General features: G+C 42.4%; 21 protein-coding genes. 14 read left to right on the top strand and 7 right to left on the bottom strand.

The window, feature by feature from the left end; translation table 11 throughout:
* Positions 1 to 200 precede the first annotated feature (200 nt).
* The 5 genes from KI659_RS16700 to KI659_RS16680 all read right to left on the bottom strand — a co-directional run bounded on the left by KI659_RS16700 (position 201) and on the right by KI659_RS16680 (position 3,643).
* Positions 201 to 1,262: a hypothetical protein gene (locus tag KI659_RS16700; RefSeq protein WP_213946519.1), complete on the bottom strand. Its 1,062-nt coding sequence runs from the start codon at positions 1,260 to 1,262 to the stop codon at positions 201 to 203.
* Between the two features lie 8 nt (positions 1,263 to 1,270).
* Positions 1,271 to 2,185 carry a hypothetical protein gene (locus KI659_RS16695; protein WP_213946518.1) on the bottom strand — a complete coding sequence of 305 codons (915 nt, stop codon included), beginning with the start codon at positions 2,183 to 2,185 and terminating at the stop codon, positions 1,271 to 1,273.
* Positions 2,185 to 2,877 (bottom strand): hypothetical protein, encoded by a 693-nt coding sequence (locus KI659_RS16690; protein WP_213946517.1) that lies wholly within the window; start codon positions 2,875 to 2,877, stop codon positions 2,185 to 2,187. The genes KI659_RS16695 and KI659_RS16690 overlap by 1 nt, the downstream gene beginning before the upstream one ends.
* Before the next feature lie 69 nt (positions 2,878 to 2,946).
* Positions 2,947 to 3,216 (bottom strand): helix-turn-helix domain-containing protein, encoded by a 270-nt coding sequence (locus KI659_RS16685; protein WP_213946516.1) that lies wholly within the window; start codon positions 3,214 to 3,216, stop codon positions 2,947 to 2,949.
* 1 nt (position 3,217) lies between these two features.
* On the bottom strand, positions 3,218 to 3,643 hold the full coding sequence (locus tag KI659_RS16680; protein WP_213946515.1) for a helix-turn-helix domain-containing protein: 426 nt from the start codon (positions 3,641 to 3,643) through the stop codon (positions 3,218 to 3,220).
* A gap of 1,126 nt (positions 3,644 to 4,769) precedes the next feature.
* Here KI659_RS16680 and KI659_RS16675 point away from each other — a divergent pair.
* The 4 genes from KI659_RS16675 (at position 4,770) to KI659_RS16660 (ending at position 11,710) form a co-directional block, all read left to right on the top strand.
* Complete coding sequence (locus tag KI659_RS16675) at positions 4,770 to 5,033, top strand: hypothetical protein (protein WP_213946514.1); 264 nt, start codon at positions 4,770 to 4,772, stop codon at positions 5,031 to 5,033.
* A gap of 376 nt (positions 5,034 to 5,409) precedes the next feature.
* A complete protein-coding gene (locus KI659_RS16670) occupies positions 5,410 to 7,032 on the top strand; it encodes a TlpA family protein disulfide reductase (protein WP_213946513.1) in 1,623 nt (540 codons plus the stop codon).
* Positions 7,033 to 7,043: 11 nt separating this feature from the next.
* Positions 7,044 to 10,220: a SusC/RagA family TonB-linked outer membrane protein gene (locus KI659_RS16665; protein ID WP_213946512.1), complete on the top strand. Its 3,177-nt coding sequence runs from the start codon at positions 7,044 to 7,046 to the stop codon at positions 10,218 to 10,220.
* A gap of 134 nt (positions 10,221 to 10,354) precedes the next feature.
* Positions 10,355 to 11,710, top strand: a complete 1,356-nt coding sequence (locus tag KI659_RS16660) for a RagB/SusD family nutrient uptake outer membrane protein (RefSeq protein WP_213946511.1) — start codon at positions 10,355 to 10,357, stop codon at positions 11,708 to 11,710.
* A gap of 201 nt (positions 11,711 to 11,911) precedes the next feature.
* On the opposite strand, the gene KI659_RS16655 is transcribed toward KI659_RS16660, so the two are convergent.
* Positions 11,912 to 12,157, bottom strand: coding sequence for a hypothetical protein (locus KI659_RS16655; RefSeq protein WP_213946509.1), 246 nt, complete (start codon positions 12,155 to 12,157; stop codon positions 11,912 to 11,914).
* A 575-nt stretch (positions 12,158 to 12,732) separates the two neighbouring features.
* The gene (locus KI659_RS16650) at positions 12,733 to 13,206 is read right to left on the bottom strand and encodes a MauE/DoxX family redox-associated membrane protein (protein WP_213946508.1); all 474 of its coding nucleotides are present in this window, start codon (positions 13,204 to 13,206) and stop codon (positions 12,733 to 12,735) included.
* Positions 13,207 to 13,635: 429 nt separating this feature from the next.
* On the opposite strand from KI659_RS16650, the gene KI659_RS16645 reads away from it, so the two are divergent.
* From KI659_RS16645 to KI659_RS16600, 10 genes are all read left to right on the top strand, one after another.
* Complete coding sequence (locus tag KI659_RS16645) at positions 13,636 to 14,241, top strand: Crp/Fnr family transcriptional regulator (RefSeq protein WP_213946507.1); 606 nt, start codon at positions 13,636 to 13,638, stop codon at positions 14,239 to 14,241.
* Positions 14,234 to 15,172, top strand: a complete 939-nt coding sequence (locus KI659_RS16640; protein ID WP_213946506.1) for a terpene synthase family protein — start codon at positions 14,234 to 14,236, stop codon at positions 15,170 to 15,172. Before KI659_RS16645 ends, KI659_RS16640 begins: the two co-directional genes overlap by 8 nt.
* 45 nt (positions 15,173 to 15,217) lie before the next feature.
* On the top strand, positions 15,218 to 15,427 hold the full coding sequence (locus tag KI659_RS16635) for a hypothetical protein (RefSeq protein WP_143960204.1): 210 nt from the start codon (positions 15,218 to 15,220) through the stop codon (positions 15,425 to 15,427).
* A gap of 257 nt (positions 15,428 to 15,684) precedes the next feature.
* Positions 15,685 to 16,335: a DUF6266 family protein gene (locus KI659_RS16630; protein WP_213946505.1), complete on the top strand. Its 651-nt coding sequence runs from the start codon at positions 15,685 to 15,687 to the stop codon at positions 16,333 to 16,335.
* A gap of 188 nt (positions 16,336 to 16,523) precedes the next feature.
* Positions 16,524 to 17,261 carry a hypothetical protein gene (locus KI659_RS16625; RefSeq protein ID WP_213946504.1) on the top strand — a complete coding sequence of 246 codons (738 nt, stop codon included), beginning with the start codon at positions 16,524 to 16,526 and terminating at the stop codon, positions 17,259 to 17,261.
* 186 nt (positions 17,262 to 17,447) lie between these two features.
* Positions 17,448 to 18,203: a hypothetical protein gene (locus KI659_RS16620; protein ID WP_213946503.1), complete on the top strand. Its 756-nt coding sequence runs from the start codon at positions 17,448 to 17,450 to the stop codon at positions 18,201 to 18,203.
* Positions 18,200 to 18,655: a DUF5675 family protein gene (locus KI659_RS16615; RefSeq protein ID WP_213946502.1), complete on the top strand. Its 456-nt coding sequence runs from the start codon at positions 18,200 to 18,202 to the stop codon at positions 18,653 to 18,655. The genes KI659_RS16620 and KI659_RS16615 overlap by 4 nt, the downstream gene beginning before the upstream one ends.
* Positions 18,634 to 18,870 (top strand): hypothetical protein, encoded by a 237-nt coding sequence (locus tag KI659_RS16610; protein WP_213946501.1) that lies wholly within the window; start codon positions 18,634 to 18,636, stop codon positions 18,868 to 18,870. The genes KI659_RS16615 and KI659_RS16610 overlap by 22 nt, the downstream gene beginning before the upstream one ends.
* 276 nt (positions 18,871 to 19,146) lie before the next feature.
* Complete coding sequence (locus KI659_RS16605) at positions 19,147 to 19,353, top strand: hypothetical protein (RefSeq protein WP_213946500.1); 207 nt, start codon at positions 19,147 to 19,149, stop codon at positions 19,351 to 19,353.
* A gap of 1,250 nt (positions 19,354 to 20,603) precedes the next feature.
* Complete coding sequence (locus tag KI659_RS16600; protein WP_213946499.1) at positions 20,604 to 23,657, top strand: SusC/RagA family TonB-linked outer membrane protein; 3,054 nt, start codon at positions 20,604 to 20,606, stop codon at positions 23,655 to 23,657.
* Positions 23,658 to 23,719: the final 62 nt, after the last annotated feature.

Genomic DNA, 23,719 nt, shown 5'->3' with positions numbered 1-23,719 from the left:
GAACTAAATTTTTATAAAATGGATGGAAGTTTCTTGGTCAACCAATAGATAAACCTCTGATGGTCCCGATGCATCGATAGAGCATTAATGTGAATTGGCCAGAATTGCAGCTTATAATTAGATATGCCTAATATTTTGAAAAAGCTTCCTCGAATATGAGTAAGAAGCCTAAATCCTTATGGTGATAATTTCATTCATAGTTATTTTAGCAACTCATAATAAGTTTCCTTTGCAGCATTCCAAAGCATAGAACAATATTTTCTTTTTTGGGACTGATTAATTTTTAATTCTGAACTTTCTGCACCTAACCCTGTTTTTGCCATGAAATTTATGATACTTGTTTCAAATATTTTGGGCCTACCTTTAAACTCTGCTTTGATTTGAATTGTTTTTGGTTCAGTGGAATGGTCAAATTCATATGTCATTGATGTAAATTTATAGCCATTTTCTACAGAATTTTTTACAAAAGAATTTTCTCGTAAATTTTTTCCTTCTAAAATTGCTTGTGTAATTCCTGATAAATTATCAGACTCCTGGTCTTCTTCCCTCGAAGATACGTCAATAATGTCTTCATCATTTTCAGAACCTCTTTTTAAAGTTAAATGTTTTATGTCTTTAAAAGTCCAGTTTTCATCAAATTTATTTGCTAGCGAATCAAAGAAGTTAATTGTTTTTTCAGTTGTTAAACTATTCAGTTCAATTTCTTCAAAATCTGTTTCCCGTGATAAATTTTTTTCAAAAATCTTTTTTATTTCTCCTAAATCATTTGACCTAACACAATCTACTTCTACCTGCCATGTTTTTTGGTCTATTTGGAAAAAGTTAAACTTAAAATTTATTGTTTCCTCTTGTAGGAACTCAATCCGTCCGATTTTCCTTTTTCGATATTCCATCATACTTGTGAATATTTTAGTTTTACCCTCATATTCTTCTGTTAAGCTGCTTAGGCTTTGTCCAATTTCAATATTACCAGTACTTATTATTGACTCAAAAACTGATGGTAGCTCTATACTACTTTCTGATTTAATTTGAAAACCCGACAAGGTGTGGTTGGTATTTCTTCTATAAGCTTCATTTCTGATTTCGTCAATATCTTCTTTGTCATAAAAAAGATAAGCTAATTCGGACGCTGTATTGGCATGGTTTGATCTCGATATTATAATACCCCTTTCTAAGCCAAAGGCTACGTTGAAACTTTTATTAGTTAAATTTTCCAATACTTCCTTTAACTCATAAAAAGAGGGGTAAGTAATTTCCTTCATATATTATGTTAATTTTTAATCCAGGATGGAAGGTCTGCTAAAATATCCATTTGTCTAATTGAAAAAGATGTGCTACTAAACAGATTTTCTACATCTGGTCTAATTTTTCTAAATTGATTATCATCTCTTTTGTATAAGAATAAAATTAGATCTTTATCTGAATCAATAAAATTGAGATTTAACAGGCAGTCTTTTAATAGTTTAAAGTTTTGGATAATAGGGTTTCCGAAAAAGAAAACGATTTTAACTTCTTTATTTGCTCCATAAATTGCTTCCCCTAAAATAAATTTAGAAAACATGTATTCAATTGATAAGGAGTTGCTTCTAAATATAGGATTAGAATTATTCCCCACTGATGGATAATAAAATTTAAAGTTTTTAAATCCTTCTTTTTTTGATTCAATATTTTCAATGGAATTTTTTAGCGAGCAAAGTCGTAGAATGTGGTAATTGTCTAGTACAAAAATTCTAGAAGGTCTGGTTAAGCCTGAGGGGTTCTTAGGAGAAATACTTTTTAATGCTTTCTTTAATTTATCTTCGTTATAATTTGCTACATCAGCGAACCAAATCATGATTATTCCGTTTCTTGCATCTGAGTTTGAGAAGTCAGGGAACTGTTCTTCCATTTCTATGCTTCCTCGTAACAACCTAATTTTATTGTCGAGAGTGTTAACCCAATCCCTGAAGTTGACAGCTTTAAAATTTTTGGTCTCATATCGTTTTGCTTCCAAAAAAAATCCTTGAGGTAGCCTGTTAAATAAATTACCTTCGTATTTTATTAAGGTATCAATCCCATGTTTTTTTTTATCTATTCCTTTTATATCAATATTATTGTCACCGATACTAATCCATCCAAACTCCTTTAATAATGAGACTGCTTCTTTGTTCCAAATATCACCGTTTACTCCTTGGTCTTCTGCCATTATATTATTAATGTTTTTATTAAAATTTTTTGTATCTCAAGAAAATCGTCTTCGTGGCATCTTATCTGTAAATTTCCTGTTTTCGAAAAGTTAGTATAAAACTCAAAATTATCGTAAGTAAAATAAATTAAACATTTGGTTACGTCGTGCTTATATTCCTCAAAAAGATTTTTAGCTATTTGGTTTTTACTTATATCAGGTTTGAACATTCCAATAGCCCCTTCTGTATGCTTGTAAGCTTGAATTGACATTTTATAGATTTTAAAAAAGATGCTTGTTAACTTTATTTTGTTATAAATAACATATGGGCTAATGTTCAATGGTGTTAATGATTTTCCCTTAGTCAATATCCTCTTGAATACACCTTTAAATTTTGGAATGTCAACTGAACTTCCATATATGATTAATAAATTATTTAGTGTATCTATATCAAACTCTACTTCTGAAAAAATCTCTATAGTCCTGTTGCTAAAAATTTTTTCTTCAATGTCAAAATATTTCAAGGATGTTATGGTTCTTTTAATTAAAGTTCCGGAAAGGCTACTTCTCGATAACATTAATTTTTGGAATTCATAATCAAAAGAATGAGAGATGTTTGTGGAGTTGAATTGGTCATGAAGTGATGATATATCTTCGTGAGACAAAGAATCGATTTCAAAGATAAATAATGTATATGTTTGAAAATCATCCATTGATTCTCGTTATTGTTGTTATTTGAAATTTATTTTTTTTATGATATCGGTTTGTTACAAGTCATGGAACTAATTCTCTTTTTTTTCATAATAATTGTTTGCGTAAATAGTCCTACTGTTTGAGCCTATATTATAATTTATAGTTTCTGCTAAGTCTAATAAATGCCTTGGATTTATGTCGTAGAGGTCTCCTAATTGAGCAGCCTGTAGTAGATTTAATTGCTTTTCCCCAGATTCAATTTTAAGGTATTCTTCAGGAGTGGCATCAATTTTTGCTGCAACAAGGTCTGGAGCATACTTATTTTCTTCTCTCAATTTTTTCAGTAGGTTCTCTTTCATTTTATTCGGATTTAATCTTACCCCCAAGGTGTTTGATAAGTTCTAGGAGGTTTTCTTTTTCTTTTTTTATTTCCTTCAGCTCATTTATTAAATAGTCAATCTGGACATCTTTTTCAGCAATAATTCGCTCAAACAATTCCGAGGATTTTGATTCATTTGCTTCATTGTAGGTCTTAGTACCTATAATGGATCTACTATAACTGCCAGTGTTATAATTAATCGTAGGTAGTTCATCTCCCAGAAAATACTCGGGCTTAACCTGATAGAATTCTGCTAGCTGATTTATCCTTTCTAGGGTAAGTTTGGTTTTGCCTGACTCCAGGTTGGAATAGGTCTTTTGGTTCATGTCCAAAATATTGGCGACATATTCCTGGCTGTAGTCGCGGGACTCCCGAAGGATTCGCATGATTTTCTGAGCTTTCATCATTATTTCTAAAAATGTCCTGAGTTAGTATCTAAAATCCTAAGCTAGTACTATTCTTACTTACTCTTATACGCTTTTTTTCCAAACTTTGTCCTAAGGATTTCTTAATTAAAGTTAGCAAAGAAATCGCAATAATTCACCTGTTGATACCAAAAAATCAATGGGTAATTCTAAAAAGAAAGAATGGAACCAAGCCAAAATATAGGACAAATAACTTGCATCCTTAAATCGGAGGAAGTTCTGTTATGTCAATTTGGGGCTGGAACTCTTTCCTCTTCTAACATTCTATACATGCGCTACGGTCATTGGGGACCTGCCGTAAGCTGCTTCCTCGTTCCCCCCTTCGGCTACGCTCAGAGACCTGCCCTCGGCTACGCTCGGATGATCTATCAAAACCTAAGAATAACAATCAAACAACTGCAGAGAAATCTGATTAAAAGCCCGGACTGAAGCTTCGCTGTTTATTTGGCTTCGCCGATTATGGTTTACTTGGCTTCGCCGGTTCTGGCTTCGCCGTTTACTTGCTGCGCGCTTATGGGCTTCGCCGCTTATGGTTTAAGGTTTAAGGATTTCGGTTTTTAAACCATAAACTTTCCCCGCAGGGGAAAAATAAGCTTTAAACCAAAACGGTATTGCCGTAAAAAAAAAAAGAATGCATCACTTCTTCGGGGGAGAGGTATGCCTTGTGGGCTGCGCCGGTTACTTGGCTTCGCCGGTTCTGGCTTCGCCGTTTACGTGCTGCGCGCTGAGGGGCTTCGCCGCTTATGGTTTAAGGTTTAAGGATTACGGTTTTTAAACCATAAACTTGCCCCGCAGGGGAAAAATAAGCTTTAAACCAAACCGGTATTGACTTAAAAAAAAAAGAATGCATCAATTCTTCGGGGGAGAGGTATGCCTTGTTGGCTGCGCCGGTTACTTGGCTTCGCCGTTTATTGGCTTCGCCGTTTATGGGCTGCGCCGCTTATTGGCTTCGCCGTTTAGGGGCTGCGCGCTTATGGGCTTCGCCGTTTAATGGTTCACTGTTCCCTGTTCACGGTTGGAGCCAGGGCTGAACACTGAACTTTGAACATTGAACTTATAAACTTTAACCGTCCGCGCTAGCGGACAATAAACTTTAAACCATAAACCAATGAAAAGTATAAAACAATTTCTTGACGGTGTGTTGTGGCTGCTGGTGGGGGATAGGCCATTGACGGGGCTGAAAGTGGATTCTGAGAGCAGGTATACCTACGTGCCAGACCCCAAGCCGAAGCCTATGAGCAGGGAGCAGCAGGAGGCGATATTGCTCTGTAAGGCGATAGGAATTATCCTCAAGGAGGAGGGGGAGAAGAACCGGCTCAAGGTGGAAGTAAGGATCAGCCCAATGGGGGAGGAGCCGCCGGACAAAACGTAGTTTATGGTTTATCGACTGCTGCGCAGTCTAGTTTATGGGCTTCGCCGCTTACTTGGCTTCGCCGGTTACTTGGCTTCGCCGTTTATGACTTATGGTTTATGGGCTGCGCCGCTTGTGGATTAATGGTTGATCGTCCCGTGGGCATAATGCCCAGCGGGGACTGATTATAGGATTAAGGAAAAAAAATGACAAATGAACTTCCTTTTCTCTGCCTGGGTGGATTATGTCTAACCTAGCTAAACTCGATATGCCATCCTGGGTGGGGAGAGGGATAAAAGGGTTCATAGTTCACAGTTCAGGGTTCACAGTTAGTTAACCCTGAACTCTGAACCCTGAACTTTTAACAATTACCAATTAACCTTTAACTAATAATTTGATGAAAAAAAGAACGATTCTTTCTTTCCTGGCACTGCTATGCCTAGTCGGGAGTGGAATATACCTATACGGCGAGAGAGTTGCCCACCCTGATTTCCACCAGTCAGGCCCCTCCGGCTCTGATGCCGCCTTCCCCGGGTCCTCCGGGGAGCCGGCCCCGGTGGTGATCTATGGGGAACTGGCCAACCGGCAGGGGGTGGATAGTCTTTGGCTCAGGGTATACGACCCCTTCATAGGAAAGTCGAGCAAGACTCCCCCGCCCCGGATCCAAGGAGTGGACGTGGAAATGGGTAGGATTACAGATGGCGTTTTTCCGGGCAAAGACCTGGTCTTTCAAGTGGAAACAGCGAAGGTGGCAACCCCGATATATTTGGATTTGAATGAGGGCAATCAGCCACTTCTCGATCGGGTGCTGGCTTTTCCCGGGGATAGCGTAAGGGTTCGGATAGAGCGCGATATGCATAGAGTTCTGTTTGATGGTCCCCAGGCATTATTTTACAAAGTCCAATATGAGCTGGCTGCCGCTGAGGCTTCCCAGAAATTCGGAACCAATCCAATTTTACTGACCCATGATGCCGGAAACAGAAGCAAATATGGCCCCCCGTCTTTTGAATTTGGCAGAAAATTAAATGTAATGGTCAAAGGCAGGGAGCAGCTGGATTGGTTTAAAACACAACTGGAGGTGGATTTTTTTGAATCATCCGCATACCAAAAGCTCCAATTTTTTGAGGACAAATTATCTTCCGATAGGCTGAAATTGCTTGAAGCCGATCTGTGGGGAAGGCATTATCTGCCGATTTTTCAATCCTATTATTTCCTTCTGAAAGAGTCACTCCGGGGCGGAAATATCGAGCTGGTAGATGAAATGAGATCTTTTTATGAATCTCAACTGTCTGGAATCCAGCATTCCCCAATAGACCATGAAATGTTGGTATATGCAGCAGATTTTCAAGATTGGCTGATCATAAAAGCAAGGATTGAAGGGGTGCTTGAAGAGAAGTCGGTTATTGAGCAATTGGTTAAAAACAGCTCTCCTATGGCTGATAGGGCATTGGTGCGGTATATACTTAATGAAACCCAGGAGGTGGATTTGGACCGGAGCAATTACATGAGCCTTTTGAAGCAGGTGAAGGAACCTGTGTCCCAGGAGTTGTTGAGGCAATTTGGGGGCAGGGTGGTATCAGGTGAGGAGGCATATCCTTTCCGGCTTCCTGATGCTGCTGGGGATACCGTTACGCTTGAAAGCTTGAGGGGGAAGTGGCTATTTGTGGATTTTTGGTATACCGGCTGCGGTGGCTGTGTGCAATTTTATCAGCAGGTAGTCAGCAGGCTAGAGGAGCGGTATGTTGACGACGCACGATTGGAGATCCTGTCTATAAATACCGATACGGATAGTCGCAGGTGGAAAAAGAGCATTCAGAGCAATAACTATACATCCGACCATGCCATCAACCTGAGCACCGGGGGCAATGATCATCCCCTTTTGGGCCATTATAATATTCAGGCATTTCCTTATCAGGTACTAATAGACCCTGAAGGGAAGGTATATAAGACCGGAGACTTGCGCAAACCCGCAAATGAGTTGATCCACGAGCTGGATCTATTAATCAATTTACAACCTTGATAAAATAACAGATGAAAAGACTAATACTAACATTTGCCTTGTGGTGGATTTACTGCGAGGTGCTTCCCCAGCAAGTGACTGGAAAAGTCAGTGACAGCAAAACGGGCGAAGGTTTGCCCGGAGTTTTAATAAAGGTAGAGAATAATGAATTGGCTACCGTTACCGATGTAGAGGGGAACTTTATTTTCCAATTGGAAGAAGGAAATTATGTGATAATAGCCAGTTTGTTGGGATATACATTGCAGACTAAGGCTGTTTCCGTACCCATTTCTGCCCCGCTTTTGTTTGAATTGAAAGAGGAAGGTTTGGACTTGACTGAAGTGGAGGTGGTGTCTACTGGTTATCAAGAGCTGCCTCGGGAGCGGGCGACGGGAAGTTTTGCCCTAGTGGATGAGGAGTTGGTAAACCGCCGTGTAAGTACCAGTCTATTGGATAGACTTGAGGATGTGACCAGTGGTTTGATTTTTAACCGTGCAGGTTCTTCCAGTGACCCTATAAGTATCCGTGGAAGAAGTACCCTTTTTGCAAGTGCCCAGCCGCTGATAATTGTGGATAATTTCCCCTATGATGGACCGGTAGAAAATATAAATCCAAACGATGTGGCCTCAGTAACAGTGTTGAAAGATGCTGCAGCAGCTTCTATATGGGGTGCCAAGGCAGGGAATGGGGTCATTGTGATCACCACCAAACGAGGCAGGACAAACCAACCCATGAGGGTCACGTTAAACAGCAACATCAATATAATTGAAGCTGACGATCCATTTTATCAACCTATTATCAGTGGGAGTGACTTTTTGTATACTGAAGAACTGCTTTTTGACAGGGGATTTTACAATAACCTGTTCAACCACAACAATAAGACAGCTTTATCTCCCTTTGTGGAAGATTTATTTGCACACCGCAATGGCTTGATTGGAGATGCTGAATTGGCTGCCCGCCGATCTGGATATACCCTACATGATGTTCGTAATGACATCTCCCGGTATTACCTACAGAACAGGATCAATCAACAGTATGCCCTCAATGTATCCGGTGGGAGTGATCGGCACCATTATTTGTACTCGGTAGGCTATGACAATAACCGGGCAGGGGTAATAGGAAATGGTTCCGACAGATTTACAATTAATGCCCAAAATACCTGGAAGTTTCTCTCGGATAAGCTGAAGGTGGATTTGGGAGTTTATATGGCCAAGTCCCTGGATGATTCCGGAAATGAACTACCCCAAGGGTTTGTCTATGAAAGACTGGCGGATGATAATGGCCTGCCACTGCCCATTACACGGACCTACAGCCAGCGATATCTTTCTTCTGTAGAAGGGATTGGCTTGATGGATTGGCGTTACAGGCCATTGGAAGAAATTAACATGATACGCAACCGTCTCCAGAGCAATGATATACGGTTGAATCTTGGAGTGGGGTATAAATTGCTCGAAGGGCTCCAAGCAGAAGCATTGTATCAGTATTGGGAGAATAGAGGTGATAGGCAGGTGCATTATCCAGAGGGGAGTTACTTCGTAAGAAACCTTTTTAACCTTTATAGCTATTTCCAGCCCGACGGTACTCTGGGACATCATATGCCGCAAGGGGGTATTTATGATTTCACCCATTCAAACAGTTTAAGTCATAGCTTGAGAGGTCAGCTGAGATATGGGCGCCAGTTTGGAAAGCATCGGTTGGATCTTTTATCAGGATATGAGATTAAGATGATGGATGTGCATTCTGATGGAGGTCGGTTTTATGGGTATGATGATGCTTTGGGCACCAGCCAACCTGTGGATTACTTAACGAGGTTTAGATTTTTTCATAACAATGGGTTGAGCAATATTCCCTACCGCGGTGTACACTCCGGGTTATATGAAAGATTTTTGTCAGGTTATGTCAATGGTGGTTATACGTATGACAACCGATATTCCTTCACCTTCAGTGCCAGGAGAGATGCTTCCAATTTGTTCGGTGTGGAAGCCAATCAGCGAGCGGTGCCACTTTGGTCCGTTGGCGGGGCATGGACACTTTCGGAGGAGCGATTTTATCGGTGGGGAGGGCTACCTTATATGAAGTTGCGGATGACCTATGGTTATAATGGAAACATTGATAGGAATCTTTCTTCTTTTACAACAGCGGTTTACCGTCCTGCGAGTACCAATAATTCATTGACCGGCTTTGCATTGCCTTATGCACAAATCCAAAATCCTCCCAATCCGGAGCTCAGGTGGGAGCGGATAGGGATCTTCAATACAGGAATGGACTTTGAAAGCCGTGGAGGTAAGCTCAGGGGAACTATAGAATATTACAAAAAGAGCGGATTGGATCTGATTGGAGATTCACCTTACCCACCTTCCTCCGGGGTGATCAATTTTAGAGGGAATTATGCCAATACAACCACCGATGGTGTGGATGTGATATTGGGTAGTGATCTTCGCGTGGGAGGATTTAGGTGGCAGCCGGAATTCCTTTATAGCCATGTCCATGAGGTGGTGACTTCCTATGCGAATGAAGCCGTTGCCTTTAATTATGTAAGCGTGGGAGGTTCTGGGGGGATATTGCCACGCGAAGGTTTCCCGTTGTTTTCCATTTACAGTTACCCATGGGCTGGATTAGATCCCGATACGGGCAACCCGCAAGTGTATTTTGAAGGTAGCCCCAATTCAAACTTCACCCTTATCCGAAACCAGTTTTCGACCGAGGATTTGGTGTTTCATGGGAGCATGAGGCCGACACATTTCGGGGCTTTCCGAAATAATATCCGTTGGAGGGATTTTTCAGCCTCCTTCAATATCAGTTATCGATTTGGATATTTTTACCGCAGGGAATCCGTGAATTACTTTCCTATCCTAAGGGGAGAGGGTGGACATTCTGATTTTAACCACAGGTGGCAGCACCCAGGTGATGAGGCCTTTACCCAAATACCTTCCTTGCCGTCGGTTAACAATCAAAACAGGGATAACATGTATTTATATTCCGATCAATTAGTAGAACAAGGAGATCATATTAGGCTTCAAGATGTAAGGCTTTCCTATGAATTTAACAAAAGCCGGTATGGGAGAATGCCTTTTCAGCGAGCGGAGCTCTATACCTATGCAAATAATTTAGGAATATTATGGAAGGCTTCTGATGATCCACTTGATCCGGATTTTAGAACAATGCGGCCCTTGCGTAGTATAGCGGCCGGAATTAGAATTGACTTCTAGATTTAAAAATGTCCCCTCCCGTCGCTTTCTTCATAAGGTTTAGTTAACGGTTTTGGCGGGCGGGGCATTTTTACAGTTCATAGTTCACAGTTCAACGGTTAACTTATAATTCTTAACAATTTAATTCTACTAAAATGCAAAAACATATATATATATTATTGACCATACTGTCTGCCGGAGTGCTGATGGGGTGTGAGGGTTATTTGGATCAAAAGCCAAGGAAATCGTTGGTAGTTCCGGAAACCCTGGATGATTTACAGGCTTTATTGGACAATGCAGTCATTATGAATTCAAATGTTCCGGGACTTGGATTGCTGGCTTCAGATGATGTCTTTATGGAAGAAGCTGGGTGGGCAGGCTTATTTGCTGAGATGGAACAACAGACTTACCTGTGGCGAAGGGATGGTGGGTTTGAGGTGATTGGCGAGTGGAACGGTGCCTATCAAAAAGTGTTTTACTCAAATGTAGTTTTGGAGAGGCTACACGAAATGGAAGAAGTGGTGTCGGCGAATGAAAGGGGCCGATGGATGGCCCTTAAGGGAGCTGCATTGTTTTTTCGGGGAAGCGCCTTTTATGATTTGGTCAGGATTTTTGCCCAAGCCTATCAGCCTGGGGTGAACGACAGTGAGATGGGAATACCATTGAAACTGACAGCTAGGGTGACCGAGCGACCGGGAAGAGCAACTTTGGAGGAAACCTATAAACAAATCATTGGAGATCTGAACCAGGCAATTGAATTTCTTCCCGTTACAGCTTCCTCCTTAAACAGGCCAAATAAACCTGTCGCCGAATCCTTATTGGCTGACCTGCACCTTCAACTGGGGAATTATAGTATGGCTCGGGATCTTTCTTCAAGTTTGCTACAGGCAGGTACTTTACTCGACTTTAACGAATTAAATCCTGAAGATCCATTTCCCGTTCCGTTTTTGAATAGTGAGGTTTTGTTTCAATCTGTAATGGCCGTATATTCCTTTACCTTTAGTTCCTTAGTTCAGGTGAACCCAATATTACAAGCTTCTTATGCTGCTAACGATTTGCGTGGGAGGATATTTTTGAACAGGCAAAACCCACAGGTGGTGACCTTTAAAGGATCCTATTGTGGTAACTTTGATTATTTTGCCGGTATAAGTTTGAATGAACTTTATTTAATTAATAGTGAAGCAAGGATTCGGACTGGGGATGTAGCGGGTGGCATGGAGGTGTTGAACACATTGTTGGAAAAACGTTTTGAAGCAGGCACATTTCAACCCTTAGAGGCTTCAAGTGTTGCTACCGCATTAGCATTTGTTTTAATGGAGCGTAGAAAAGAATTGCTTTTTAGACCAAGTAGGTGGTATGATTTGCGACGATTAAATAATGATTCGGAATATGCGACTACTTTGGTTCGTGAGATGGGTGGGAATACCTATATATTGGCCCCGGGCGATAATCGTTATGTTTTCCCAATCCCACAAGTAGAGGTGGATCAAGGCATGAAGCAAAATCCTTGACTACATCAGCGAAAGTAAACCTTTCAAATCGAGAGATTGTACATCTCTTAATAAGTGGAGGATTCCAATTAGCGCCTTAAATCATTAAAGTACTATGAAGAGGATGGGTAACCAAATTGGTAACCGTTCATTGAGCTTCCAGTGACTAAATATAAAAAGGGCCCCATTTGGGGCCCTTCATTCCTGACTTTTCAGTTGCAATTACAGCAATTGAAAAGTACCGTGCTCAACGACATCTGATTCAAGATCCGGTGCCTCGTAGATGCAAACATCGGAAGGATTGGAAATGCATCTATAATTGACTTCTGGATCAGATGTGTCTATCCATGTATTACCGCCATCCATAGTGGCATAACCTTGTACTTTGGGCTGCGTAAATGCAAAAGCAAATACCGCTGCCAGGGCAAACACACCTCCGCGTAGGAGGTTCTTTACTGAATTTTTCATAACTTTATAATTATGGTTAATTACTTTTTTTCCGGTCGCTTCGATCCTTCTCCCGCGCGTAGGGAGGTGCTATCTTTTGAGAGGGGCGGCCGGATTTTTTTTATGCCCCCTGCTGGTGCCTGCTAGCTGCCTGGCAGCATCCCAGACTGACGTGATTTTATGGATTCATAGGCTTTTTACTTATAGTTTATTGTCCTCTTCGAGGACGTTTATGGCTTATGGTTTATGGTTTTCGGTTTGAAGCTTTAATTGTCCGTGCAGAAGATTACGTAAATAGTTCAACCCTTTCAGGGTTGTTGTTTATCTTGTAGTTATTTGCCCCGGGTTGCCACCCGGGGTTACTCATAGTTGAAGTCCTTCAGACTTCTATATAAAGTTTTTTTTCGCCCAGTTTTATAATTGACCCTCACTCTCAGAAGAAGAAATTTTGTTTATAGTTTATTGTCCGCTACGCGGACGTTTATCGCTTATGGTTTACGGGTCTCGGTTTTTTAAACTTTAACCGTCCGCAAAGCGGACCATAAACCTTAAACCCACTCATTGCTTTACCTTAATCCATTCATCCTCCGCTTAGTTTACCTCCTGCGGGAGGCAGAAATTAAACCTTTAAACCTGTCCCCACTTTCCTGATGACCTTCACCAGGCATTGTGGTGGAAAGGTAGATTCCTACAGCACTTATGGCCACAAATGCCAAGTTTACTACCAAATGTGCTCCCCAGCTCATGGAGTCGAATATGCCTGCGCAGCCACAGGGCACTCGGGGAAAGGAGCCTATCCAGATGAGGCCTACGTAGGTGCTGAATACTGATAGTAAAGCCAGGGATCCTATGAATCCCCATATTCTCGTATTCTCCCAAAGTAATAAACCCACAAGAAGCAACTCTACCATCGGGATTGCCCAGGCCAGTTGCCTGGCCCAATCCAACGGTATTTCCTGATTTTGCATGGCTGATCGGAAACCTTGGAAATCCACGATTTTGGCAAATCCCGTATAGCCCCAAAGTAGGATAAGCAGGAGGGATGCTGTTATGCTGAGGTGTTGTTTCATAGGGGGTTTTAATTTAGTCACCTGTAATCTTGTTTATGCATAGTTAGTAGCTTTTTGATATATAAAAAAGCAAACTTTATCTTGGTCAAGTACTATTTTTTAGGTGCTTGTTCTTCGATTTTCTAGTAAAAGGAAGGGTAATATCTAGGATAAAATAATTCTTGATATAAATCAAGTTTTGAAAACTGGTTTAGTTATTTGTTTTTCAGTAAGAGTACAACAAGACCGTCCCATTTTGAGGAAAAAAATCAATTTTTGCCAGTAAAAATATAAAATTGATTTTTGCTAATTTATAATTAACTGGTTAACAATTTAGTAACGTAATTTGGAGGTTTAGTTTGTTTGTATCTATATTTTGGAACGAAAAGCATGGTTTTACTTTTTTTTAAACCCTTTTTTTGACCGTTTGAATTTTTAAATTATATGCATATGGAAAAGATATTGAGAAGAATCAAGGCCCAGTTTGATCCCTATTATGAGATCCCTTTTGCCACCTACAAAGCCGTAACCCCATTTTTGGATATAGAAGAATATCCTCCCCGGCACTTGGTCAAAAGAAGAAGTATGGTGGAGGTGAAAGCCCGGTACCTTTTGGAAGGGGGGATGGGATTATATGCGCACACTGATAAAGGGGTACGCTGCCAAAAATATTTTAAAGAGAATCAGATAGCCTGTGATTTTAATTCATATTCCACCCAGATGCTTTCCAATAAGTTGATTAAAACTTATGTAAATACGGTCGCTGTGGTCTTCTACAAGAAGGATTTTTTTCCGCTGAGTGAAGCGCATCCGGAATTTGCCTTGCTGGCTTTGCGGATTACCGAAGAGGTATATAACCAGAACATCAAATGGCAGGAACGGATGGCGGGAAAAAATGCCAAAGAGCGGGTTATGATTTTTTTAAATAAGGATCCACATGCCCTGCAGCTTCTGCCCCAAAAGGACGTGGCCAATATGCTCAGCATGAGCCCGGAAGTATTGAGCAGGGTATTGAAAGAATTGGATAAGGATGGGCCGTCGTTTGATCATGAATAATATCATAAACATAAAATACGCCTTTCCCTCTTATCTCAATCCACATGTGGAAGCTGTAGATGCCGAGGTGATCCAATGGGCGCAAAGCAATAAGGTATTGAAGGGGCCTTTTGAAGTAACCCAATATCGGAAGATGAAAATCACCTGGTTTGCGGCGCGGCTTTATCCGGAAGCATCCCAGCGTAAACTTACTGCAGTGGCGAAGCTTTTTTGCCTGCTTTTCATATTGGACGATTATACGGATATGATCGGGGACAAAAATGAATTTTGGATAATCATCTCCCGGGATTTGATGAAGGCCATAAAGGGGGAGGAGGGGAAGTTTGAACTTTTCTTTTCCAGGGCTTTTCAGGAAGTATGGGAGGAAATCAGTTCCTGGACCGGCCACCTCTGGCAAAAGGAAGCACAGACACTTTTTGAAAGATTTCTTCAAGCGGGATCTTGGGAGGCACGAAACCGTCAGAAAAACAGGATTCCCGCTATTGGCGAGTATATGAGGCAAAGAGTGGAATTCTCCGGGGCGAAGATTGCTTTTATACTCATCCCCCCGGTGTGGGACATTCCCTTTGAATTGACCCAAAAATCTAAATTCAAGGAAATCCAGGAGGTGGCCGGGAAGATCATATACATCGCAAACGATCTCATGTCCTATGAAAAGGAAAAACTGGAGAATGATTGTCATAACCTTGTCCTGCTGATCACGCACCATCATGATTTGCAACCGGAGACGGCCCTAAAAAAAGTCTTTGATTTGCATTACGAGGAAGTGGCAAAATTCCACCAGCTGGAAGAAGAAATCCGCAACTGTGCGAAGGGATCCGATGGATTCAGCCATGAATTTCTGATGGCCTTAAGATTTTTGATCTCCGGAAGCACGGAATGGTCAAAAGCTGATACGCAACGTTACCGTTCGGCCCAAAACGGCAATTGATCCCAAAGTTGCCAATCCATGTATTACTTTTTAACCCATCTTTTTATGTACAAGAAAAATCAAAAGATCAAGAAGAAGTGCGTCATTTCCGCCAATGACATCCTCAGGATTACCAACATGAGTGAGCGCTATGGACAGGACCTGCTGTGCAGGATCAAAAAATACTACAAGAAAGGGAAGCACCAGTTTGTGACGGTGAAGGAATTTTCAAAATTTTCCGGTATACCCGTGGAGGAAATTGAAGAGTATTTATAAAAAAATCCAGGAGGTCATAGGGGTTTTAGTGGGGCCGTATATCCGCCGACCCAAAGGGCTATATACTCCCGACCTCCTCCCGATCAGGTCCGCTTCAGGTCTCCATCAGGTCCGCCAATCAGACGGCTTGGGTGTGCTCCGTGCCTGTTCCGAAAGAATTTCAAAACGGGACTGGAGAAAGGGGACATATAGGGCTGCTTTGGGTTTTATGGAATGGCATTCATTTCAATTTTTTATTCACTTATAACGACAAAAAAATGGCAAAAGCAGATGGCCCCGAAAAACACTACCGGGGCAAAACAGGATCATTGGTCTATTACCGGGTGAAGGGGGTGACCTATGTAAGAAAGCATGTTGAAAAAATTGCTGCAAAGCCTCCCACCAAATTGCAGGAATATGGGCAACGGAAATTCCGGCTGGCAGGAGAATTTTTCAAACCGCTCAAAATTCCCGTGGAATTCGGTTTTCAGCAACAGGCCAATGGCATGCGCACGGGCACCCACCTTGCCTGTGGCTGGGCCATCAAAAACGGGTTTAAGGGCAGCCTTGAAGACAGCACGCTGGATCCCTCACTGGTCAAAGTGAGCGGGGGAACACTCACGGGCGCACTTTCTCCCTCTGTCCGCTGGGCCGGGGTGGGGAAGGTCCTCTTTGAATGGGAGGACAATTCCAACCTTGGCAGTGCCCGACGGGATGACCAGGTCATGGTGACCCTGTACAACGTGGAGGACAAAGCCGTGTTTTTTGTCCTGGAGGGCAATTTCAGATGGGAAAGGCAACAGGTTGTCTCCATTTTCAGGCACGATCTGCATGTTGGGAAACTTGAGGCCTATATTTCCTTTTCCAGACCTCTGGCCAAAAACAAAACCCGAGACCTTTCGGACAGTGTGTACGTGGGGAGGGTTTAAGGTTTAAGGCTTAAGGTTTATGGTTTAAGGTTTATGGTTTATGGATTATGGTTTCAGGCTTAACGGTTCAGGGTTCATGGTTCATAGTTATGAGCTTTGAACAGTTAAACTTTGAACATTTGAATCCTGAACATTGAACAATTAAATATTTAATATTCAATTTTTTATAACTATAACAAAAAACAACTATGGCAAAGCAGAGTGGATTATTATTTTTTGAAGGCAATATGGGCGGTATCAATTACTATAAAACCGCCAAGGGGTATTATGCCCGGAAAAAAGGAGGGGTAAGCAAGGCCAGGATTATGAAGGATCCCAACTATGAGCATACCCGTAGAAACATGGAGGAATTCAAGCTGGCAGCTGGGGAAGGGAAGAGGATCCGAAGCCTGATCCTGCCCCTGATTCAAAGAAGTGCTGACAGCACCTTTAGCTCGAGATTTTTTACTTTGATGCTGAAAATCACGAAAACCGACCCTGTCCATCCTCCCGGAAGCAGGAAACCCGGGAATGGGGACTGGAGCCTATTGGAAGGTTTGGAGCTAAACAAGGGACGTAAGTTCTGGAAACTATGGTCGCCCGAGATCCTTGTGGAGGAAACCGGCTCAGCGTTGAGGTTTTCGTGGAGCCAAACGGATTTCGAGAAATTTGAGTATCCGACAAACGCCACCCACCTCAGACTTTTTCTGAATGTGATAACGGTGGACGTGGAAGGTAGGGGAAACGACTCTCAGATCGAACTGTCCAGGGAGTTTGAGATGGGAGCCACACTCCAGGGGGGAGAGCTTGTGGTGGATAAACAGGATATCCCCGGCACACGCAGGTTATACATATTCAGTATTGAATATTACCAGTGGATGGCTGGAACCTATTACCCCTATTGCTCCACGGAGTACAAAGGCGCCAAGGTGGTCAAGGTGGAATGATATTTTATGTTTAAGTTAAAAATCAAAAGGGGAGCCCAGGTTGGGTTTCCTTTTTTTTGTGCCTAAGGTCTGTATTTCCGCAATGACCGCAAAATGCGCAGAATCCGCTGTAACCGCATAATCGTTTGTTAATCAGTATTTTACAACTGATATTTGGACATGTTTAACATTAAAAAACAATAAAATATGGGACAACAAGCGAGTTTTGTGAGTTTCACCGGCAATATAGGCAAACTTACATTTTACAAAAACAAAGACGGTTTTATGGTCCGCGAAAAAGGCGGGGTCACCAAGGAGCGGATCATGAATGATCCCAAGTATGCCCGTACCAGGGAGAATATGCGGGAGTTTGCCGAAGCGGCTTCGGCCGTAAAACTGCTTAAGAACAGCATCAGACCGGCAATCATTTCCTCTACCGATTCCAGGCTACACAGGAGGCTTCAGCATGCGATGGTGAAGGTGGTAAAGAGCGATCCTGTACACACCAGGGGAGAAAGAAAGGTGACTGAGGGCAACTGGGACCTGTTAAAGGGTTTGCAGCTCAATGCGGGAGCCAATCTCACTTCCGTGTTGAAAAAGCATGTGGTCATCACCAATACGGGAGAAACCCTGGCGATCAGCCTTCCGGCATTCCATCCAGCCAGTTACCTGATGGCACCCTCCGGTACCACCAATTACAGGATCTACCTCATGGGAGGTGCCATTGATCTTGAATTGGCCGATTTCAACCTGGAGAAAGTGGAGTCGGAAATGTTGAGCGTGCGGGCGAGTTCCCCTGAACTGACCCTGGAGCTTAACAAGGCGCCATTGGAATTCAATCACCGGGTGTTTGTGCTCGGCATTGAATTTTTCCAGACGGTCAATGGGGAGGAGTTTCCGATGAATGACAGTGGGTACAACGCCGGTACCATTATATTGACCGAAAAAATCGTTACGCCATGAAGCTCCTCTTGAACAGGGAGTATTGGCCCAACGGTACCAATGGGTTTATCACCCACAATGGGGTCGAGGTGGCCAAGACCATAGAGTTGCCCTGGAAGAACAACAGGCGGAATGAGTCCTGTATTCCTGAGGGGGTATATGGGTTGGAGAAGCGGTACTCGGAGCGATATGGTTGGCACCTGCTGGTGAAAGGGGTAAAGGACAGGTCAGGGATACTTTTCCATCCCGCCAATGATGCCTTGAAGGAGCTGAAGGGCTGCATCTCCCCGGTAACGAACCATACGGGCGAGGGGAAAGGCAATTTTTCCCGGAATGCGACCTACCTGTTTCGGGATATGGTGTATGAAGCTTTGGAGAACGGGGAGGAAGTGAAGCTGGAAATCTTCAGCGATGCGGATCTCGCTCTTAATTTGGCTGTAACAGAGCTGCTATGGACGGAGGAATTTATTTAGTGGGAGTGGGGGGACTGGTTACAGTCCTCCTTTCCCTCTCCGGTTTCCTGCTCCGCTACCTGGTCCAGGATCTTCGCGAACTCAAATCCGAACTCGCCGAGCTTAAAACGGGTGTACACAGCCTGCAGGGAGAGCAGCTGGTGATGAAGTCCATGCTGGTGACGCAGCTGGGGATGCTGAGGAAGCGGGTGCAGGTGTTGGAGAAGGTGAGTTAGTAGTTGTCAGGGTTGTCCACCCGTGGGTCGGCTTCGCCTCCCCGGGTTGTTGTCAGGGTTGTCTTTGTTCTATGCACGGAAAGCACTGAGCACTGAGCACTGGGCACTGGGCACGGAGCACTGAGCATTTAAAAATCCGGAAAGGCAAAAATGGCTAAAATGGCCCGCCAAGATGCTCCATCTGACAACCATGACAACGGCGAATTTCGATGCGAAGCGTCGGAAAAGCGGACAACCATGACAACCACGTAATCTTAAACATTAAACTAAAACAAAATGAACGAAATCCAAAACAGATGGCAGGCGCCGACGCCGCCGTTTTTCAAAAGGCTGCAATATGCCGGAATGATGCTGGCAGCAGTGGGGGGAACCCTATTGGCCGCGCCAGTTGCCCTACCTGCGGCGATCATTACAGCAGCAGGATACGCCGTGGTGGCTGGGTCGGTACTTGCGGCGGTGAGCCAGGTGGCTAAAGAGGAATAGTCGGAATGGTGTGAAGTCGGAGACATTCGCACAACGAATCAATTAAAGCCCGGGGGAGACCTTGGGCTTTTTTGTTTGAGGTTTATTCGCCCTGGGGGCTGGGTTATGGTTTATGGTTTATGGAGATGATTGGGAGGATTAAAGGTTTAAGGTCCATAAGGGAATAGCTGCGCTATATTCCCTTATGGACTGATTAAAGGATTAAGGTGCTGGAGTACCTTACGTTAATCCATTGATCCATTCAACCCTTCAACCTTTTCATAGATTCGCGAAGCGGTATTCAGGAATTAACCCTGCCTTTGTCGGCTGGCAGGCTTCTAAACTTCTTGGTTTAAGAGGTTATTCGGCCTGCGGCCTGGTTTAGGGGGTTAGAAATCGCGAAGCGGCGAGGAGAATGAGGCATTGGTTTCACGCAAAGGGCGCAAAGGAGATCGCCAAGGGCTGCGTGGTTTCAGTGAATTGGAGCGTATGGGTAGATGGTAGGGGTAGATTCCCCGCGGAGTGGCACCTTCTGGGAGGCTTAAGGATGAGGGTAGTGCACGTTGCCTTTCTCGCGGAAGTTTCAAGCAAAGGGCGCAACGGGAAAACGCAAGGAGCGCGGCGTTCCCTACAGCTCCATTAGGAGCGGCCGATTTAATAACCGCCGGTGGCAACCGGCGGGCAACAAACACCCACCACAACCTAAGTCCCAGAGGGACGCACCATATAGGTTACTGGGTGATGGTTGGAAAACTATCAATGCGGTGGAATACCATTAGCCTTTTAAGCACCGTAGTTTATAAGGTTATTTGTCCTGCGGGCTGGGTTAGAAATCGCAAAGTGACGAGGAGGATGAGGCGTTGGTTTCACGAGGGAGTTTCACGCAAAGGCGCAAAGAGAATGCGTAAAAGGCGTGGCCTTAGGGTTGGTTTCATGAGATGCGCACAGATGGGTAAATGGTAGAGGGTAGATTTGCTGCGGGGTGGGCATGGCCACCAGCGGGGAGAAATTTAAATGGCCATATGGCCTAGGTTTAGGTGAAATAATAGGAAAACCATAGTAGAAAAAGATCTACAATCTATTTGGAAGTAATGGTTTATAACGATCATAATTTCTTGATAATGCTCCTTAAACCAGCTTAGGAGTAGTTATTCCAATTTAAAGCGATATAATGTATCATTGAGGAAATCAATAAAAGCAAAAAAGCTTGATTTTATTTACCCTTATTTGTACGTTTGTCTAGACAAAGTATTTAAACCCGATTTATCCTTATGAAAAACAATTTACCCCAAAAGTTTAAGGAAGATTTAAAGTGTTCATCAAAGAATATTTTATTAATCTTTATAATTCTAGCAATTCCTTTGTTTTCGTTTGCTCAAAGTCGACAAGTTGAAGGTGTAATTACAGACGAATCAGGAGAAGGCATTCCTGGTGCAACCATACTCTTAAAAGGTACGGATATTGGAACAGCATCTGATATTGATGGGAATTTTACATTAGATGTACCTAATAGTCAATCTGTTTTGGTTTTCTCTTCGATAGGTTTTCGAAGTGTTGAAGTACCTGTTGAAAATAAGAATAGGATAGATATAACTCTGTCTGCCGAATTAAGCTCCTTGGAAGAGGTGATTGTGGTAGGTTATGGTACTACCAAGAAGGACAACCTAACAGGAGCCATTAATGAAATAGGAGAGAAAGCTATAGAAGGTAAGCCAGTTACTAATGCATATCAGGCATTGCAAGGTGAATCTCCCGGGTTGGTCATCCAGCAAGGGACATCAGAACCAGGCTCCATGCCGCAGATAAATATCAGAGGCCTAAGTACAATGAGCGGGAATACGCCATTAATTGTAATTGATGGGGTGATCGGTTCATTGAACAATGTCAATCCTAATGATATAGAAAGCGTAAGTGTACTTAAAGATGCTGCTTCAGCGGCTATTTATGGATCCAGGGCAGCTAATGGGGTAATTTTAGTAACTACAAAGGCCGGAAAGGAGGGTAAGCCTAAATTTACTTATAGTGGGCAAGTGGGTATTCAGCAACCTACCAATTTTCCGAAGATTGCAGACTCTTGGGAGTATGCTACTATGAGGAATGAGGCGTTAGTAAATTCTAGGATGGCACCTGCTTTCTCTCCTGAACAAATTCTAGATTTTAAAGAAAATGGTCCTAATGTCTCACACTATGAGGCTCTTTTTAAAGATCAGGCGATTCAAAGTAATCATAATCTCTCCGTAAGTGGCTCTCAGGATGGTCTGAATTACATGATGTCTGTAGGGTATATGGATCAGGAAAGCCTTTTCAGAGGACCGGATTATGGACATCAGCGATATAATTTCAGGATAAATCTCGATAAACAGGTTAATGAAAAAATCAAAATAGGAGGTCGGGTTTCTTATGCTCGGAACAATATTAAAAGTCATGCTTGGTGGACCGAATGGTTGATTGAGCCTAGTGTAAGAATGCCTCCAATTTATAATATAGTGGATGCAAACGGAAATTACACGCTATCAAGCGGTAGTAATGGGAATCCTTTAGCCCAATTAGAACAAGGAGGTGCTAGGAACAGCCAAAATGATGAAGCGCTTGGAAATGTTAGCATTGAATATGAACCGATACAAAACCTTTTGATAAAAGGTGTAATGGGAGGAAATATTACCAGCAATTTGACTCAAGAATTTCGTCGCGCTATAGAATATGCCTATCCAGGAGGAGGCAATAACCAAAATTCAGTATCGAACCAATATAATAGATCAATTTATCTCAATCCATACCTAACGGCCTCATATAGTAAAAATTTATCTGATAAACATGATTTTGATTTCATGCTAGGGGCCTCATCGGAATCATTTAGAACTGATTTTTTTGGTGTGGCAGGTTTAGATGTACCAGGTAATGAATATGGTGTGATTGATAATGTTTCTGAATTACAGCAAAGTGAAACATACGGTTCAGGCCACGAATGGGCAATCCAATCATTCTTCGGCAGGGTTAATTATCGATTTCAGGACAAATACCTATTGGAAGGAAATCTTCGCCTAGATGGGTCTTCACGTTTTTCATCAGAGAATAGATGGGGAATTTTTCCTTCTGTTTCTGCGGGATGGATCCTTAGCAAGGAAGACTTTTTTGCTCCAATTGAAGAGATTGTTTCTTTCGCAAAAATAAGGGCTTCATGGGGCCAATTAGGCAATCAGGATATTGGGGATTTATATGGTCATCAAAGCCTGGTGAATATACAAAGTAATGTTTATGCATTTGGAGGCGTGCCTGTTCCGGGATCTTATTATTCAGTTTCCAATCCATTTAGAACATGGGAAACCTCCACCATGGCCAATTTGGGTTTGGATCTGGCATTTTTGGATAGAAAGTTAAGCGTAGGTTTTGACGTATTTGATAATCTCACCGAAAATATTCTATTACAGCTGCCTGTTCCTGCCGCTTATGGATTAGGGCAACCTATTCAAAATGCAGGTGTAGTACGTAACCGGGGTTGGGAGGTTTCTGTAGACTACAGGATCAGCACTGGATCAGTAAATCATGGAATCAATATGAATTTATCAGACAGTTGGAATGAAGTGGTGGATCTTAGAGGAAGGGAATTTATTAATGGAACAGATGTCCAAACGATTCTTCGAGAAGGCTTTCCTATGAATTCTTACTTTGCATTACGAAGTGATGGGTATTTCAATTCACATGAAGAAATTGCAAATAGTGCAACTCCAATTTTCGCTACCAGTGTTCAACCTGGCGATTTAAAATATGTTGACAGAAACAATGATGGTCAAATTGATTATGAAAATGACAGATTTGTGTTAGGAAACTCTTTTCCCAGATACACCTTTGGATTTACTTATTCTGCCGCATTTAAAGGGTTTGATTTTTCAATATTTATTCAAGGAGTAGGTGAAAGGCACCAATGGATCAGGGGAGAAATTGTTGAAGCTTTTCACAATAATAATGAAGGACCTGTATTCGAACGTCATTTGGACCGATGGACACCTAATAACCATGATGCCTTATACCCTAGATTAACTGTAGGTACTGAATCAGTAAATAATGCAGCCAGATCAGATTTTTACATTTTTGACGCACGATATCTTAGGGTAAAGAATGTTCAGTTAGGGTATACAATACCTACTACATTAATGTCACATGTGGGATTGAGCCAAGCAAGGATATATTTGACAGGATTAAATCTGCTCACTTTTAGTCCTATGGATATAGGTGTTGATCCTGAAAGTTTTGGGGGAGCGGCAAATAATGGTAGGGTTTACCCCGTTTCCAGAGTATTTTCTATGGGTTTAGACGTAAATTTTTAAATTCAAAAACGAGATCATGAAAAAAATATTTATAGTTATAGTAGTGTCAATCCTTAACATCA

Origin of the sequence: Litoribacter ruber (assembly GCF_018449405.1) — a bacterium.
Lineage (GTDB): Bacteria > Bacteroidota > Bacteroidia > Cytophagales > Cyclobacteriaceae > Litoribacter > Litoribacter ruber.
Note: the sequence above shows the minus strand (reverse complement) of the source record. Positions and strands in the feature narration are given on the sequence as shown.